Below are 15,282 nucleotides of genomic sequence, written 5' to 3'. Positions count from 1 at the left end.
GTTCTGGTCGTGTATGGATCGAAGCGGTCAGTGCGATAACTCAAGCACCTTTGCCCGGCGTCTCGCGATATCAGAGCGCCGGGGATATAATTCGAATAATGATGGCCAGCCGGTCAAACATGGCCGCGCTTATAGGACGCCTGCTCTCAATGGTCCAGAGGTTCCGGGTCTTGCGACGAATGGCGCAGCTTGGCCCAGCGATTGAGCCATGCAAGACCCGCCAGTGCGAGACCGAGCGCCAACAGCGAAAACACCCGGATCAGCCCGCCCAATCCGGCAATATCGATCAGAAACACCTTGGCCACCGCGAGGCCAATCACGGCCAAACCGGCCTTACGCATCAAATCGGACCGGCGGGCCAGCGACTGGTAGAACAACCCTGCGCCGACCACCAACAAGGTGATGGTGTATGAATAAAGCTCGGGCTGGGTGACGCCGTTGCCTTCATACATGCCACTCGCCCCCTGCCAGACATGACGGATTGTAAGCCCCAGCCAAAAAGCGATCAGGGCACCGGCGACCCCATAACTGATCTGCTTCAGTAGCACGGGCTGCGTCACGACGCGCCAAGCCGAGAAGCCGATGGCCAGCGCAGGCAACAGATAGGCCACCGCCAACGTGTTCAGCACCGGCGGGCCGAGCACGGGATCGGCAAATGGGTCGAGCAACGGGTTAGCCTCAGACAAAGCCTGAACCAGACGCATCATGCCGTGTGCCGCAAAGAACGCCGCGAGCGCGTAACGCGCGTAGTTCAGCTTACCGCCAAGCTCGAACCGCTGTATTTGTGCAAAAGCCAGCAGCAGCCAGATCACCGCCAGCAGCCCCCGCCCCCAATGGCTGTCTGTCGCGCCGCCTTCTCCGAAGCTTTCCAGCCAACGCAGCAACAAGAGCGATAGCAGTATTCCCGCCGTTGCCCAGGCCGCGCTTTCAAGCAGCAATGAGGCAATCGGGCGGTCCAAGGACCTTAGCAACGCCCACCCCATGATGAACCCGGCAACCGCCACTGCATAGACCAAGGTCATTTCGATCAAAGGCGCGGTTTCGGCCCAATCGAGCCCCGGGTCGAGCACCAGCCGTACGGTCACCGTGAACACACCCGCCCAAATGAACCAACTCATCGGAGCCAGAACAAATCGCCGGTCCAGCGCCGCGGCCACAACAATCATGGCGACAAGTGCTACGGTCAATGCGGCAGAACTGAGTACGATGATGCAGGCAAAGCTAAGGCACGATAGCGCAGACAGAGTTGCCAGGGCAGGCCGCATCCGTTTCTCACCATCGGCCCGCGCAAACCGTTCGGCCAAAACCACCATCATCGCGCCTATTGCGATTGCGTGTAAGGCCCACGCATAAGCTCCGATCACGTTTGCAGGCTGCCAACCGACTTCAAGCGCGATCGCCAGCGTCGGAGCATATAGGGCTGCACCCCCGGCCCAGACCACAGCGTAGCGCCCGGCGTGGAAGGACCGCCACGCAGCGAGCACGCTGATCAAGGCCCCGAGGGCAACCAATAGCGTGACTACCCAAGGATAATCGGCCTCGGCCGTTTCCACGTATGTGTCGGCAAAGCCGCGCCACACGGAGCCACCGTCCAACCCGTGCAGCAGAACAAACCAGATCAGACCCAACGCAGGCAGCACCGTCACATCCTGCAACGCACGCGCAGCTTTTGTCCAAAGGATCAGCGCCAGTATCAAAGCGGTAAACAGTGCAACGCCCAGCCAAAACTCACCGCTTGAATCCGACCAATGCAGCGACAGGATGATGGAACTGGTGAGAACCGCACCAAAGGCAATTCGGGTTGGAAACACGGGCCATGGAATCCCTTTCCGTCGCCGAATGACTTCGGCAATCATCGGGCCGGTGTGGTCGGGCCAGATACTGCGCACGGGTATCGCCATCGCAATCAGCGCCAGTGCTGTCACACAGGTCAGATACCCCGGTTCCGTGGAGGGGGAAGACAGCACCAGAAAAAACGCCGCCCCGTATGCACCCACTAGCGTCAGAATGGAAATCCATGCCCACCGCCTGACGGTATCGATACCCAAGCCCAAAATGGCAATGATAAAGAAATAACCATAAAGCCAACTAGGATCGTCCGATGCGCCTCCAACCAAAAAGGGCGCGGCAAAGGCTCCGATTAGGCCTACGGCGGCGAGCAGCGGCCCGTGGAACCATCCCAAGACCAACGCAAACAGAGCGATGATAACGAGACCGGCCAGAGCGGCCTCGGGGCCGATCAGATCATAAAGCTGGCGCGCGGCCAGAACCCCTCCGAACAGGGTCACCAGACCTGCGCCCGAGAATACAGACGGCAAGTATGCAGTAGATGAGTTTTCATCGTCGCCAAAGCGGCGGCGGATCACTTCACCCGCTCCGATCAGCAAAAGGCCAAAGACCAACGCCGCGATGACGCGCGCTGTCGGTGGCAACAGTCCGTTTTCAACCCCGTACTGAACCAGAAAAATCCCCGCCAACGCCAGTGACAGCGCCGAAACCGCATAGAACCAGTTCTCACGCAACCACGCGCCCAGCGCAGCGATCTTTTCCTCACGAAAAACGATGGTGGCAGGAGGATCGGCGGCCTCAACGGCCTGCGGCGCATCCGATGGGCTTTCGTCATTGGTAGATGAGGTTTTCGCCGCGGCCCAGGGATCATGCTTGGTTTGCGTCGTCGTCGGCTCCGGCCTTGATGTTTTGGAGGTTTCGGCGCCGCTTTCCGGTATTTGCCTGGCCAATTGCCGCTCAAGCTGTTCGACGCGCTTACGCAACCGCGATTGACCAATCAGCAAAGCGATGATCGAAACAGGAATGGCCAGAACGATCAGACCAACGAGGACAAGCAAGGATTCCAACCGAGACCTCCGGGATGCGATGCGCCAAACGTACCGTGCAGACAGGCTGGTTTATAGTCTGGAAATCCGCATGGATACCGCCTGCTGCTCAGGTAATCGGCCTAGAAAAGCAGGATGTGAGGGCGTGCCAGCATCAGCCAAGGGATCGCCAGCACTGCGGCAAAGGCCGGAATACCGCAAGCGAACCATCTGCGGAACAGTTTGTAGTAACTGCTTGGCAAGGAGGTACCATCCCGATCAGCCTGCCTTGCATAATCCCTCAGACGCACCTGAATCCAAACCACCGGCAGCCAGAACAGGCCGGTCAGTACGTAAAGCAACTGTAATATCGCGATCCGACCCTCCGACAGCAACCAGCCCAGTTGCCAGCCCAGTTGCCAGGCCAGCAACACGCCGGTGATCAGCTGGAAAATGACTGAGGTGGCCGTAAAAACTGTGTCGGCCAGCACCACGATTCCCGCCGTATGAGCAATCACCCGAGCATCCGCCGTTCGGTGCGCGATAAGCATGAAAAAAGCGATACCCGCGCCGGTACCCAGAAGAACGCATGCTCCGATCACGTGCAGCCAACGCAGGATCAGGTCCGGGTCCATCAGCGGCTCTCCAACATGGATCGCGCGATCAGTGATAGCATCAAAGCCGGTGCTATCTTGACCAACGATCCCAAAGGGTCGAGCCACAGTTCAGGCTCCGTCAACGTGGCGGCGATCAGATAGAAAGCGGCGATTGCAGCCTGCGCGAGGCAAGCGCGTGCGGCCCACGGACGCCACAAGATTGCCAGCCCCAGCGCGATATTGATCATCGACCAAAACACCACGCTCGTGTTGGCAATCCCAATGGGCCAACCATTGCGTGAGAGTATCTCGGCTGCCCGCGATAGCCCCGTCAATCCGCCGCCGACTTGAAATCACGTAGATCCCCCGAGATCAGCGCAATATCCGGAAGGACCCTCTCAGCCGTCTTCTGGCTGCGCACAAGCCCCTTCACACAGGCGCCATCCGCATGCAGCGACCGAACGACCGCAGCACCGATAAAGCCATAAGCGCCTAGCACCAAAACAGTTTTTTCAGGATGATCCGTTGCCACGAGGTGCCTCGCAATGGTTTACAACACCCTAGCGGGTCAGATTCTGAGGACCAGCCTGATCACCCCGTCCGCGACAACAGCACCATTCAGGGGTGAAACAACGAGCCAACCCAGAAGGCGATAGCTGCCGCCGCACCCCCGATCAGCAGGGTTTCTCCGCCTGATCGCCACCAGGGGGCAAGCGACCACCGGCTTTTCATCGCGCCAATGGCAAAGAATACGCCCGCAGTCATCCAGGCTGATACCGTGAACGCATCTGCAACGGATAAGAGGAACGGCAACAACGGAATCATCCCCGCGATCAGAAAGGCAAAGAACGTCGCCATCGCGGCTTTGAGGGGATGCGGGTCGACGCTGCCCAGCCCGTATTCGCCCTCGATCATCAGGTCGACCCAATTGTCGTGGTTCGAAGTGATTTCAGCCGTCGCGTCATCCAGAACGCTGCCTGAAAGGCCTTTTTGTGCGAGGATTTCGCGCACCTCCTTTCGCTCGCCATCCGGATACAACTTGATATGCCGTTCCTCGATGGCTCGAATACGGTGGATGTTATCGAGCTCGGCCTTGGTTCCCGAGTAGTTGCCCGCCGCCATCGAGAAACCATCCGCCAGCACGTTGGCCAGCCCAAGTGCCACGATGACAAAAGGCGATAAACCTGCCCCGGCAACCCCGGCAACGATCGCGAATGTCGTGACTGAGCCATCGATGCCGCCATAAACCACATCGCGCAGAACCCCACGCCCCGGAGGCGCATTGATCCGTTCGAAAATCTCTTGCTGGCTGTGGCCGTGTTCGGTCATGGCTGGCTCCGTCCTGTTTATGCAGGACAGGTTCAGGCACGGCCTTGCGCCAGATCAAGTCCTGGAGAACAACCCGCTGAGCGCGCGTTTGATCATGCCACGGGTCGAGGGCTGGTGGCGTTTCGAGAAAGGCAGCGGGCGGCAGACCTCCATCGCGGCAACACCAACACGGGCGGTGAGCGCGCCGTTGACCAGCCCCTCGCCGAACCGGCGGGACAGTTTGCTGAGGACTGAGCCGCCCAATATCGGTTCCAGCAGATCATCCCCAACCGCTACTGCACCCGTTGCCACCAAATGCACGAATACGGCGCGGGTTAGGCGCCAACTGCCCAAGAAACCTGCGCGACCGCCATAGATTTCCGCAATCCGCCGGATCATGCGCAATGAACTTGCCAGCGCCGTCGCTACATCCGCCAGAGCAAGCGGGACCAGAGCGGTCACGGTCGCGACCTGCCGCGCTGCGGCCTCGACCTCGCGGCTGGCGGCAGCATCCAGCGGGGCCAGAATCTCGTCTTCGGCCAAGGTCAGCAGGGTTGCCGCATCGAATTGTTCGCCCATCCGCTCCTTTAGGCGATCTCGACCCCAGCGCGTTTCGTCGCGTCCGTTGTAAAATGTGATCAGGCGATTGGTGACGGCGCGAGCTTGCGACAGGTCTTCATCCGCCAATGCGGCATCAGCGGCGCGACGCAACCCGTCTACGCGGGATAGGCGGCTGATTGCAGCCAGTTCACGCAACGCAATGATCAGCACGACCAGCAGCAGAGCGGCGATCAGGCCGGTAACAATCCAACCCAGAATTGGTGCGCGTTCCAGCAGAGAGATGGCAAAATCCCATGCGGCGACCGAGACCACCGCCCCCACAACGGCTAATGCCAGCCCCCAGAACCAACGCGCCAAAACCGAAGGTTTCCGCGCTACAAACCGTACCGCTGCCTGCATCGCCTGTCCCTGCGGAGGCGCGATGTCTGGAACAGGAGGCGCGGTCGAGACATCAACTGCCGAGGCATCGTCTTCCAGATCAATCAAAACGGGGCCTTTAGCCATCGACCAACTCCTCGCGCGTCCAAACATATCTGATGTCGGGCAGGTTTTCGTCGTTCTCGGACCCATCGCCGCGTGCGACCTCGACAAAGCCGTTACGCTCATAGAACCGGCATGCGGAAGGATTGGCCTGAAACGCATACAAGTTGAGCGTGGGACGCTGCGCTTTGGCGCGATCCAGCAATTGCTGCCCGATCCCCTGCCCGCGCGCCGAGGCCGCCAGATAGAGCGACTGCACTTCGTCCCCATTCAACGCCAGAAATCCGGCCACCTGCCCCTGCTTTTCGGCCACCGTGACCCAGCCGAGATCAATCATCTTGCCGCAAAACGCAATGGTCTCGGCCTCAGAATGCAGTTCAGGCATCCAGTCGTTTTCGCGGGCGAACTCATGCAGAATAGCGCCTGTGGTTCCGGCATCGGTACTGCGAGCGGGGCGAAGGATCAGGTTCACAGCCGGTCTCCGATCAGAAACTGCGCAGCCCGGTCCAGCCGAATATGTGGCGGACCGTCACCGGGATTCAGGGTCAAATGTGTGGGTGCAAAGGCCATATTGCCATAGTCCTCGCCCAGCCATCCCTCGGCCCCATTGCGCGCGGGGCCCAGCAGATGGGCAGGGTCCTCGGGCAAATCACCGGGGTAAAAGGCCGCCTGCTTACCGCTATCTAGCAGAGTACCGCGCACGCAAGGCAATTCCACGCCGTTATGGCTGCGCATCTCTTCCGTCGTTGTCCGAAGTGAAGCCAACGATAAGGCCGCAGTTTCAGCCCCGGCAAAGCTGGCGCGGTCGCGGGCCTCACGGGTCAGGGCCTCAATGATCGCGGTCAGGCGCGGGTGCTGCAGATGGTGCAGATGGTCCACTTTGGTGGCCGCAAACAGGATACGCTCGACCCGTTTGCCAAGCAGCAGCCTGTTGAGCCATGCGTTGCGACCGGGGCGGAAGGCCGACAGGATATCGGCCATCGCGCGGCGCATATCCTCGACCGCTCGCGGGCCTTTATGGATTGCCCCCAACGCATCTACCAGAACGATCTGCCGGTCGATCCGGGCAAAGTGGTCGCGAAAGAAAGGTTTGACCACACGCGATTTGTACGCCTCGTACCGCCGCTCCATCTCGCGGTGTAGTGAACGCCGAATTGACGCCCCCGACACCGGGAGCGGCGCGAATGTCAGCACAGGAGACCCTGCCAGATCGCCCGGCAGAAGAAACCGACCGGGAGTGCAGTCATAGAAACCGGCATCACGCGCGGCATTAAGGTAATCGGTGAAGCTGCGGGCGAGGTCCTGCGCCTGCGGCTCATCATGTGGCGCGGTTGGGTCGGTCGCCTGAACCTTTGCCATAAATGCCCCTGCTTGTGGGCGATTGGATATATGTTCCAGCGTGTCCCGCGACCAATCTTCATAGGATTTGTCCAGTAGGGCCAGATCCAGCAGCCACTCACCCGGATAGTCCACAATGTCCAGATGCAATGTTCGAGGGCCCTGCAATCCCGAAAGCAGACCTGCGGGCTGGACTTTGAAGGACAGGCGTAACTCGGAAACAGCACGCGTGCTGTCCGGCCAGTGCGGCGCTGGTCCGGTCAGCGCCGACAGATGGGATTCGAAATCGAACCGGGGCACGGTGTCGTCGGGTTGCGGCTGCAGATAGCTGGCGGTGACACGCCCCTCTTGCTGAGCCACAAGACCGGTCATGCGGCCCCGATCCAGCAGGTTGGCGACCAGTGATGTGATGAACACTGTCTTACCCGACCGCGCCAATCCCGTGACGCCCAGCCGGATGACCGGTTCGAAGAATGTCTCGGACACACGGTCACCCACGGATTCGACGCCGCGCACCAGACTGTCTGCCAATGATGAGATGACCAAGCTGTCGCCCCGCAATTATCGTTTTGCCCAAGATAGGTAGCGGTTGCGGCACTTGCCAGAGCTTTCGCCCCCTTGCCCGTCCGACCAAGGCGCGATACCAGCGCCCCATGCCCAGATACGCGCTGCAAGTCGAATACCAAGGGGAACCGTTTGCCGGATGGCAGCGGCAAAAGGAGCTGCCTTCGGTTCAGGGCGCGATCGAACTAGCGCTTTCGCGGATCGAACCCGGAGACCACACAATCGCCGCCGCCGGTCGTACCGACGCGGGGGTTCACGCGCTAGGACAAGTGGCGCATTGCGATCTGGTCAAAGAATGGGACCCGTTCCGCCTGTCCGAGGCGTTGAATTATCACCTCAAGCCGCAGCCCGTTGCCATCGTGCAAGCCGCACGGGTGGATGATGATTGGCACGCACGGTTTTCGGCGCTTGAGCGCCAATATCTGTTCCGCATCCTGATGCGTCGCGCACCTGCAACCCACGACAAGGGGCAGGTCTGGCAGATCAATCATTCTCTGGACGTCGCGGCGATGCAAGCCGGGGCGGATATGCTGATCGGGCGGCATGACTTCACCACCTTCCGGTCCTCCATCTGTCAGGCCGCCAGCCCGGTCAAAACACTGGATGAGTTGCGGGTGGAACAGGTTCAGGGCTTCTCTGGCGCCGAAATCCACTTCCATGTTCGCGCCCGATCGTTCCTGCACAATCAGGTACGTAGCTTTGTTGGCACGTTGGAGCGCGTGGGGGCCGGAGCTTGGACGCCCGAAGACGTTCGCGATGCGCTTGAGGCGGTTGACCGTGCGGCCTGTGGGCCGGTTTGCCCGCCGCAAGGATTGTATCTGGCACGGGTAGGATATCCCGAACCGGTGTTTGGCTAAGTTTACAAGGCCCGCAGTAGCAGCCCGCTTGCAATCACGGCGATGATAAGACCCGCAACCAGTTCGATGGTCGGGGCCAGTACCGATGCAAAGCGCGTAGCCGAAGCAGAGGCCAACAACCCACTGCGCAACCCAAAGGATGTCCAACCGACCAAAGTGGTGACGGTTGCGGTGCCTAAAGCCATGGCGAATGCGCCCGCGATGCCGACCATTGCGATACCCATCTGCCATGTCAGAATCAGCACGAATAACGCGCCCGTACAGGGGCGTGCGGCTATGCCAGCGATCAGGATCAACGCCTCGCGCAAGCTGCCGACCTGAGCGACTTCTTCGGCCGTCGGGCCGTGGCGATGGCCGCAATCCGGGCAGGTTCCGTGGTTGTGGTGATGCTCCTGATCATGCGCATGGTGATGGTGGTCGTGCGTTTGAGAGGCCTGGTTTTTGTGACGCCGCGCAAAACTGCGGATGGCGCGAAAAACCAGCCACAGGCCTATAGAGGCAATTGCGCCGTAGCTGATCGGTGCCATGACCTGTTCGGTCGTGCCTACAAGCGACTCGCGTGACATCTGGAATACCAATACCCCGGCATAAACCAGCACAACCGCCGTAACTGCTTGCCCTAGGCTCGACAGGACACTGATTGCAGAAAGTCGCCAAAACGCAACACGACGGCCAAGCCCGTATCCTCCGATCAGAACCTTGCCATGGCCCGGTCCGATGGCATGAAAAAACCCATATGCAAAACAGACCGTCAGTAGCGTTGCCACAGCTTCGGGCTGCTCGGCGCGTGCTGCGCGCAGGGCGCGGGCGATCTGGTTTTGGAATTCGCGCTGCTCTCCGGCAGCCCAAGCGGCCAGATGGTCAAAACCACCGCTGCCCCAGAACCACAGCAGCACCCCGCAGGCGATGGCAACGGGAACGATCAGGTATTTGGACATGAAAGCCGAATCTCGGTTGCGAATTTCTCACCGACCAGAGGGATATCGTTTTCTTCAAGGTCATACTCGGCATCCAGCGTCAGCAAAAAAGCCTGCATCTGGGCCAGTTCGTTGTCGATATCCGGATCGCTCCGTTCGATCTCACAGGTCGTGGGGCCCGAAACCAGAACCGGGCGGGTCACTTCGTATGCGGTATAAAAGCTCTCATCAAAGGCTTTGATCGACAGCGCATCCGCCGGAACAGGGTCTCCTTCGACCGCGCGCAGATGTGTGGTCACGATGCGGGCATCCTCGGTCGTGGCCTGCGGTTCAAGCGGGCCGGAAAGCGGGATCACGGTTTCGCCCATGCGAATGACCAGATCGCCATTGTAACCTTCGACCCACTGCGCGTCGAAGCCGCTTAAAAACTGCTCTTCGGCCTCGGTCAGCACGCCATCTGCATCCTGATCCAGTCGCATGTCTTCCAGAACCAGCAATGAATAGAACTCATCATAGGCCCAGGTCACACGCACATGGGTCAGGTTGCCTGCGTCATCGACCATGAACTCTAGCCCCGTGTCGATAAAAACATGGGGATGAGCCAGTGCCGGTATCGGCAGAAGGCAGGTCAAGGAGAAGGCAAGCCAGCGCATGTTGCAAAGATAGAATGCGCAGCGGGTATCGGCAATCCTACTAAACACCAGGCTGCAGAATCCCGCCATTTACTCCGGCGGGAACAGGACCAATGTCTGCAAAGCCGTCCCAACTGGCCCCTGCGTATCAAAAAGAACTGACTGCGACATACCGATCCCCGAGGGTTGCCAGTGCGAGATCGAGTCAGAGGCCAGCCAGTCCGAGACAGGCTCGCGGTGGACTTGCACAGTCAGGTCGGTATTCATGAAACCCATCTCAGATGTGGGCGCGTTCCACGATATGCCATTGCCGCAATCTGCAAGCGGGCAGAGCGCTTGGATCGGCGACGGGTCCTCTCCTTCCAGCAAGGCAGGTGTACGCATCCAGACGGTTTTCGGACCTGCCCCTTGCTTGCCATCAGCGGGATAGCCGATCTGGGAGTGATGGGCAAAACCGGGCAACTGATGGCGCATCTCACCGATCGGAAACGGGCCATCGACCATATCTTCGACCCTGGGCGCGGGCAGTTCGACATTGGGCACGGCCCCAAGGTCTTTGCGCACCATATGCATGGTTGTGGCGGTGGCGCAAAGCGTGTCGTCCAGATCATGTACGGTGACCCGTGTGGTCGCCAGCGTCTTGGTATGGCGTGTCGTCTCTGCCGCGACTCGCAAACCAGCCAGAGGCAATGGACGCAGCAGATCGACGGTCAACCGGGTCAACATCTTCTCAGGGCCAACTTCGGTTTCTGCCGCCCGCACGATCAATCCGCTGACTGGCCCAGCATGGCAATGATCGGCTGACCAAGGCCCGCGCGTGGGGTCATTTCCGACAAACACACCCTGCGCATTTTGGTGGAAATACGCCTTCCCCAACACATCCGATGTCATTGTGGTTCTGTCGCCTCAGACTTTTTCCTGCGTGTATTTCTTCAACTCGGCACGCGCGACCTGACGGCGATGCACGGCGTCAGGACCATCCGCCAGGCGCAGCGTACGCACATGGGTCCATGCATTTGCCAAGGGCGTATCCTGACTGATCCCCTGTGCGCCGAACATTTGCACGGCCTCATCGATCACCTTCAGCGCGACCTTGGGGGCAACGACCTTGATCTGGCTGATCCATGGGGCCGCCGCCCTTGCATCGCCCTGATCCATGTACCAGGCGGCCTTGAGGCACAGCAAACGGGCCATTTCGATCTCCATCCGACATTCGGCGATGATGTCGTAGTTTGCCCCCAGCTGCGCCAGTTTCTTCCCAAACGCCTGGCGCTGTAGTGAACGCTTGCACATCTGCTCCAGCGCAGACTCGGCCTGACCAATCGCGCGCATGCAATGGTGAATACGGCCCGGCCCCAAGCGACCTTGCGCAATCTCGAACCCGCGCCCTTCACCCAGTAGAATGTTTTCGGCTGGGACCCGGACTTCTGTGAAACGGATGTGCATGTGTCCATGGGGCGCATCGTCGTGGCCATAGACCTCCATCGGGCGCAGCACTTCGATCCCGGGCGCGTCTGCTGGGACCACGATCATCGACTGGCGCTGGTGCTTTGGCAGATCGTCCCCGCCGGTTTTGACCATCACGATATAGACCCTGCAACGCGGATCGCCCGCCCCAGACGACCACCATTTCTCGCCGTTCAGAACATATTCGGCCCCGTCCCTCACGCAGGACATCGAAATGTTGGTGGCATCTGATGAGGCCACATCGGGTTCGGTCATCAGATAAGCCGAGCGAATCTGCCCGTCGAGCAAAGGCTTCAGCCACTGCTCTTTCATCGCGCCTGACCCGTAGCGTTCAAACACCTCCATATTCCCTGTATCGGGCGCGGAGCAGTTGAAAACTTCGGCCCCCAAGGGCGTCTTGCCCATCTCCTCGGCGAAATAGGCGTATTCAACTGTACTGAGGCCAAAACCTTTGTCGCTGTCTGTCAGCCAGAAGTTCCAAAGCCCCGCCGCCTTGGCCTTGGCTTTCAGCCCCTCGAGAATCTCGGCCTGTCGCGCGGTATATTTCCAACGATCGCCTTTATTGATTTCTGCCTGATACTCATCTTCAAGCGGCATGACCTCGTCGTGAATCATATCTCTCACCCGCTGTAACAGGGCGCGGTTTTCCTCACGCAATCCGAAAGTCATGGTCATGTCTATTCCTTCCCTGTGGCGCAATGCGGGTCTTTGGCTTTGGTCCGAGGATGGCTTAGTGGCCATGAGCGTGTCCAGCTAAGTGACGGAACGTCATTCACGCAAATTGAGCCCGGTCCAGCATCAATGCGATGCCCAGCAGGGGGCCTGCGGTAAAATTAGCTAGAGCAAATCACAAGGGTGCAGCTGTGCTAGTTCGGGTGCTGGCCAAGGCAACGGCCTTTAAGGTGTCAGGATCCAGTTCCCATCAGCGGTCTTGCAGCGGCGCGTTCTGATATCGCGGGCCTGTGCAGCACCTTCAGGCTGCACAAAGTGCTGAAGTATAACACAATTGCCCTGAACGCTTTGCACGCGGATTGTCCCCTTCGAGCCGGTGTCCTGATTGAGCCAAGCCCTCTCCTGCCCCACGGATGGAGTGCCCGTCGACAGCAACGCGTTTGAGGTGTCGTTCAACACCTCAAAGTCAGCGGGGCTCAACCCCATTTCCGCGATGATTCGGGAAAGTGGTTTAGCCTGTGCTATTCCACCCACCCCTAGAAAAAGTGCAGCAACCAGCGCTGTGTAAACAAAGGCTTTCATCAAAGGGCCTCGCCGATTTGAATGACTTTCACGTCCATAGATATACCTCTATGCGTGTGCGGCCAAGCCCCACTTGGCCACCTTCAAATTATCCCGAACAAACCTTTCGCAAGGCGGGCGCTAGGTCCGCCCGTGAGATCGCCTCATATTGTGCCCAGACGAAGCAGAGGCATTTGATGACACATCCTAAATATTATGCACCGACAGGCGGACATCCGGGGCAAGAGCAACTGTTGACCGACCGTGCCATGTTCACCGATGCCTATGCGGTAATCCCCAAGGGCACGATGCGCGACATCGTCACCAGCTTTCTGCCTTTCTGGGAGAATACACGTCTTTGGGTCTTATCCCGGCCTTTGAGTGGTTTTGCCGAGACATTCTCGCAATACATAATGGAGGTGCAGCCCGGCGGTGGCAGCGATACGCCTGAAACCGACCCAAATGCGCAAGGGGTGATCTTCGTGGTCGAGGGCAGCGTTACGCTGACCCTGAACGAAGCGGATCATGTTCTTGAGATCGGTGGATATGCCTATATCCCCCCGGGCAGCGACTGGACGCTGCACAACCATGGCGATTCAGTTGCCCGGTTCCATTGGGTGCGCAAGGCTTATGATGCAGTGCCCGGCCTGCCCGCCCCTGACCCGATCATCACCAATGAACGCGACGTGGTACCCAACGAAATGCCCGGCACCGAAGGCCGCTGGTCTACCACCCGCTTCACCGATCCGCAGGACCTGCGTCACGACATGCATGTCAACATCGTCAATTTCGAACCCGGTGGCGTGATTCCCTTTGCCGAAACCCATGTGATGGAACACGGCCTTTATGTGCTTGAAGGCAAGGCTGTTTACCGGCTCAATCAGGATTGGGTCGAGGTCGAGGCCGGTGACTACATGTGGCTGCGCGCTTTCTGCCCACAGGCCTGTTACGCAGGCGGACCGGGACGGTTTCGCTATCTGTTGTACAAGGATGTGAATAGGCACATGCCGTTGTCTGTACCGTCTAGGTAGCTGACGATCGGGGCTTTACCGGGTCAAGTTCTGGTAAAGGGGTTCACAGAATCGCTGGAATCTGATGAAATCAAATGAGTTTTCAGCACTGGAGATTGTTCGATGTTACTGCGCGGTACGATGATTGCACTGGTTGCCACCCTTGGCCTTTCGGCGTTCAACGCCGCCCCGGTCGCAGCCAAGGAAGAAACCAAATCCGTTTTCGTCATGAGCCGCACATGGGCGGTGACGCAGGTCTCGGACGCGCCTGTGGTTTATCGGGCGACGCGGGACAACAACAATTTGAACCCCTTTGGCCCGCCGCCACGTCTTCGCACCATCCAGGCAATGGCCGCGATACAGAAGGCGACCGGCTGCAAGGCGATCTATTCCAGCATGTACCAGAACATTTCGGGCCAGTTCTTTTCGCAGGTCAGCTGCAACTGAAATTGGTACAATACTTTGATTGAGATCGCCTGATCTGCCTGCCATAGCTTGCGCATGAAACTCGCGATCAACGGATTCGGCCGTATCGGCCGCACCATTCTGCGTCAGGTCTTAAGCCTGCCGCAGCATTCGGATGTAGAACTGGTGCTGATCAACGATATCGCACCGCTGGAAACATGCGCATACCTGTTCAAATATGACAGCACGTTTGGCCCCTATCAGGGTTCGGTCACGACCGAAGGTGAAGCACTGAATATCGATGGCCGCGTTATTCTGATGTCTCACAGCGCCGATTTGGCACAGGTCGATCTGTCCGGCGTCGATGTCATGCTCGATTGCACCGGCATCGCGCGAACATCCGACGTGGCCAGCCGGGGCTTGACTGCTGGGGCGGATAAAGTGTTGATTTCCGGCCCTTCACCCGCTGCCGAAGTCACACTGGTGCTGGGGGCAAACGAAGATCAATTGGGCAGCGCACGGATCGTTTCAAATGCATCCTGCACCACCAATGGTCTGGCACCGCTCGTCAAGCTGATTGATGAAATCGGCGGGCTTGTGTCCGGGCACATGACCACCATCCACTGCTATACAAACAGCCAGCCGATGGTCGATGCGCCACGCGGGGATCTAGCCCGATCGCGCGCCGGGGCATTGTCGATGGTGCCCACGACTTCGAGCGCGACGCATTTGATTGATATCGTCTTGCCAAACCTGGCCGGTCGTGTGTCGGGGGCCGCGGTGCGTGTTCCGACGGCCAGCGTATCTGCCGTTGATCTTGTCGCCACGCTTGAACGTGGCATGAGCGCTGAGCAGTTCGACCAAGCCTTTCGCGACGCGGTCGCAGCTTCTGCCGTGCTGGGATGGACCGATCTGCCCTTGGTGTCATCTGATTTGCGGTCCCGCCCTGAGTCACTGGTGGTGGCGGGGCCCGAGACGCGCATGATTGGAGAGAGGCAGATCAGGGTTTTTGGCTGGTACGACAATGAATGGGGGTTTTCAGCCCGCATGCTGGATGTCGCGCGCCTAATGGCAAACACCGGGTAATCCGCAGCGCTGAAG

17 protein-coding genes are annotated in these 15,282 nt (G+C 59.2%); 4 read left to right on the top strand and 13 right to left on the bottom strand.

All coding sequences use genetic code 11. The features are described 5' to 3' along the window. Positions 1–146: 146 nt before the first annotated feature. From ACR0AH_RS12040 to ACR0AH_RS12005, 8 genes are all read right to left on the bottom strand, one after another. A complete protein-coding gene (locus ACR0AH_RS12040; RefSeq protein ID WP_170733275.1) occupies positions 147–2,855 on the bottom strand; it encodes a DUF2339 domain-containing protein in 2,709 nt (902 codons plus the stop codon). Positions 2,856–2,956: 101 nt separating this feature from the next. Further along, complete coding sequence (locus ACR0AH_RS12035; RefSeq protein ID WP_480592111.1) at positions 2,957–3,448, bottom strand: DUF2269 family protein; 492 nt, start codon at positions 3,446–3,448, stop codon at positions 2,957–2,959. Next, positions 3,448–3,744, bottom strand: a complete 297-nt coding sequence (locus tag ACR0AH_RS12030) for a DoxX-like family protein (RefSeq protein WP_480592109.1) — start codon at positions 3,742–3,744, stop codon at positions 3,448–3,450. Before ACR0AH_RS12030 ends, ACR0AH_RS12035 begins: the two co-directional genes overlap by 1 nt. Further along, entirely contained in the window at positions 3,741–3,941 is a 201-nt protein-coding gene (locus ACR0AH_RS12025; protein WP_480592107.1) for an NAD-dependent epimerase/dehydratase family protein, read from the bottom strand. The genes ACR0AH_RS12030 and ACR0AH_RS12025 overlap by 4 nt, the downstream gene beginning before the upstream one ends. 86 nt (positions 3,942–4,027) lie before the next feature. Beyond that, positions 4,028–4,738 carry a VIT1/CCC1 transporter family protein gene (locus ACR0AH_RS12020; RefSeq protein WP_170733278.1) on the bottom strand — a complete coding sequence of 237 codons (711 nt, stop codon included), beginning with the start codon at positions 4,736–4,738 and terminating at the stop codon, positions 4,028–4,030. 54 nt (positions 4,739–4,792) lie between these two features. After that, positions 4,793–5,782, bottom strand: a complete 990-nt coding sequence (locus tag ACR0AH_RS12015; protein WP_480592105.1) for a YcjF family protein — start codon at positions 5,780–5,782, stop codon at positions 4,793–4,795. Then, positions 5,775–6,230: a GNAT family N-acetyltransferase gene (locus ACR0AH_RS12010; RefSeq protein ID WP_170596968.1), complete on the bottom strand. Its 456-nt coding sequence runs from the start codon at positions 6,228–6,230 to the stop codon at positions 5,775–5,777. The genes ACR0AH_RS12015 and ACR0AH_RS12010 overlap by 8 nt, the downstream gene beginning before the upstream one ends. Next, positions 6,227–7,642 carry a YcjX family GTP-binding protein gene (locus ACR0AH_RS12005; protein WP_480592103.1) on the bottom strand — a complete coding sequence of 472 codons (1,416 nt, stop codon included), beginning with the start codon at positions 7,640–7,642 and terminating at the stop codon, positions 6,227–6,229. Before ACR0AH_RS12005 ends, ACR0AH_RS12010 begins: the two co-directional genes overlap by 4 nt. A 107-nt stretch (positions 7,643–7,749) precedes the next feature. Between ACR0AH_RS12005 and truA the strand changes: the two genes are divergently transcribed. Then, entirely contained in the window at positions 7,750–8,517 is a 768-nt protein-coding gene (gene truA / locus ACR0AH_RS12000; RefSeq protein WP_170397443.1) for a tRNA pseudouridine(38-40) synthase TruA, read from the top strand. A gap of 2 nt (positions 8,518–8,519) precedes the next feature. On the opposite strand, the gene ACR0AH_RS11995 is transcribed toward truA, so the two are convergent. The 5 genes from ACR0AH_RS11995 to ACR0AH_RS11975 all read right to left on the bottom strand — a co-directional run bounded on the left by ACR0AH_RS11995 (position 8,520) and on the right by ACR0AH_RS11975 (position 12,787). Next, positions 8,520–9,455 carry a nickel/cobalt transporter gene (locus ACR0AH_RS11995; protein ID WP_480592101.1) on the bottom strand — a complete coding sequence of 312 codons (936 nt, stop codon included), beginning with the start codon at positions 9,453–9,455 and terminating at the stop codon, positions 8,520–8,522. Continuing rightward, the gene (locus tag ACR0AH_RS11990) at positions 9,440–10,087 is read right to left on the bottom strand and encodes a DUF1007 family protein (protein ID WP_170565006.1); all 648 of its coding nucleotides are present in this window, start codon (positions 10,085–10,087) and stop codon (positions 9,440–9,442) included. Before ACR0AH_RS11990 ends, ACR0AH_RS11995 begins: the two co-directional genes overlap by 16 nt. 69 nt (positions 10,088–10,156) lie before the next feature. Next, the gene (locus tag ACR0AH_RS11985) at positions 10,157–10,957 is read right to left on the bottom strand and encodes a thioesterase family protein (RefSeq protein WP_170626490.1); all 801 of its coding nucleotides are present in this window, start codon (positions 10,955–10,957) and stop codon (positions 10,157–10,159) included. Between the two features lie 15 nt (positions 10,958–10,972). After that, on the bottom strand, positions 10,973–12,208 hold the full coding sequence (locus ACR0AH_RS11980; RefSeq protein WP_170626491.1) for an acyl-CoA dehydrogenase family protein: 1,236 nt from the start codon (positions 12,206–12,208) through the stop codon (positions 10,973–10,975). Between the two features lie 222 nt (positions 12,209–12,430). Then, the gene (locus ACR0AH_RS11975; protein ID WP_170404458.1) at positions 12,431–12,787 is read right to left on the bottom strand and encodes a hypothetical protein; all 357 of its coding nucleotides are present in this window, start codon (positions 12,785–12,787) and stop codon (positions 12,431–12,433) included. 176 nt (positions 12,788–12,963) lie between these two features. Here ACR0AH_RS11975 and ACR0AH_RS11970 point away from each other — a divergent pair, with 176 nt between their 5' ends. From ACR0AH_RS11970 to ACR0AH_RS11960, 3 genes are all read left to right on the top strand, one after another. Further along, positions 12,964–13,797 (top strand): bifunctional allantoicase/(S)-ureidoglycine aminohydrolase, encoded by an 834-nt coding sequence (locus tag ACR0AH_RS11970; RefSeq protein ID WP_170397455.1) that lies wholly within the window; start codon positions 12,964–12,966, stop codon positions 13,795–13,797. Positions 13,798–13,899: 102 nt separating this feature from the next. After that, complete coding sequence (locus ACR0AH_RS11965) at positions 13,900–14,223, top strand: hypothetical protein (protein WP_170397457.1); 324 nt, start codon at positions 13,900–13,902, stop codon at positions 14,221–14,223. Positions 14,224–14,277: 54 nt separating this feature from the next. Further along, positions 14,278–15,267 carry a type I glyceraldehyde-3-phosphate dehydrogenase gene (locus ACR0AH_RS11960; protein WP_480592099.1) on the top strand — a complete coding sequence of 330 codons (990 nt, stop codon included), beginning with the start codon at positions 14,278–14,280 and terminating at the stop codon, positions 15,265–15,267. The last annotated feature ends 15 nt before the right edge of the window (positions 15,268–15,282 follow it).

This window comes from Ruegeria sp. AM5 (assembly GCF_056540645.1).
Note: the sequence above shows the minus strand (reverse complement) of the source record. Positions and strands in the feature narration are given on the sequence as shown.

Bases quoted from the DNA above. Each gene is read 5' to 3' on its own strand.
- ACR0AH_RS12035 (WP_480592111.1), bottom strand. From the start codon at position 3,448: ATGGACCCGGACCTGATCCTGCGTTGGCTGCACGTGATCGGAGCATGC.
- ACR0AH_RS12020 (WP_170733278.1), bottom strand. From the start codon at position 4,738: ATGACCGAACACGGCCACAGCCAGCAAGAGATTTTCGAACGGATCAAT.
- ACR0AH_RS12015 (WP_480592105.1), bottom strand. From the start codon at position 5,782: ATGGCTAAAGGCCCCGTTTTGATTGATCTGGAAGACGATGCCTCGGCA.
- truA (WP_170397443.1), top strand. From the start codon at position 7,750: ATGCCCAGATACGCGCTGCAAGTCGAATACCAAGGGGAACCGTTTGCC.
- ACR0AH_RS11995 (WP_480592101.1), bottom strand. From the start codon at position 9,455: ATGTCCAAATACCTGATCGTTCCCGTTGCCATCGCCTGCGGGGTGCTG.
- ACR0AH_RS11990 (WP_170565006.1), bottom strand. From the start codon at position 10,087: ATGCGCTGGCTTGCCTTCTCCTTGACCTGCCTTCTGCCGATACCGGCA.
- ACR0AH_RS11985 (WP_170626490.1), bottom strand. From the start codon at position 10,957: ATGACATCGGATGTGTTGGGGAAGGCGTATTTCCACCAAAATGCGCAG.
- ACR0AH_RS11980 (WP_170626491.1), bottom strand. From the start codon at position 12,208: ATGACCATGACTTTCGGATTGCGTGAGGAAAACCGCGCCCTGTTACAG.
- ACR0AH_RS11975 (WP_170404458.1), bottom strand. From the start codon at position 12,787: ATGAAAGCCTTTGTTTACACAGCGCTGGTTGCTGCACTTTTTCTAGGG.
- ACR0AH_RS11970 (WP_170397455.1), top strand. From the start codon at position 12,964: ATGACACATCCTAAATATTATGCACCGACAGGCGGACATCCGGGGCAA.
- ACR0AH_RS11965 (WP_170397457.1), top strand. From the start codon at position 13,900: ATGTTACTGCGCGGTACGATGATTGCACTGGTTGCCACCCTTGGCCTT.
- ACR0AH_RS11960 (WP_480592099.1), top strand. From the start codon at position 14,278: ATGAAACTCGCGATCAACGGATTCGGCCGTATCGGCCGCACCATTCTG.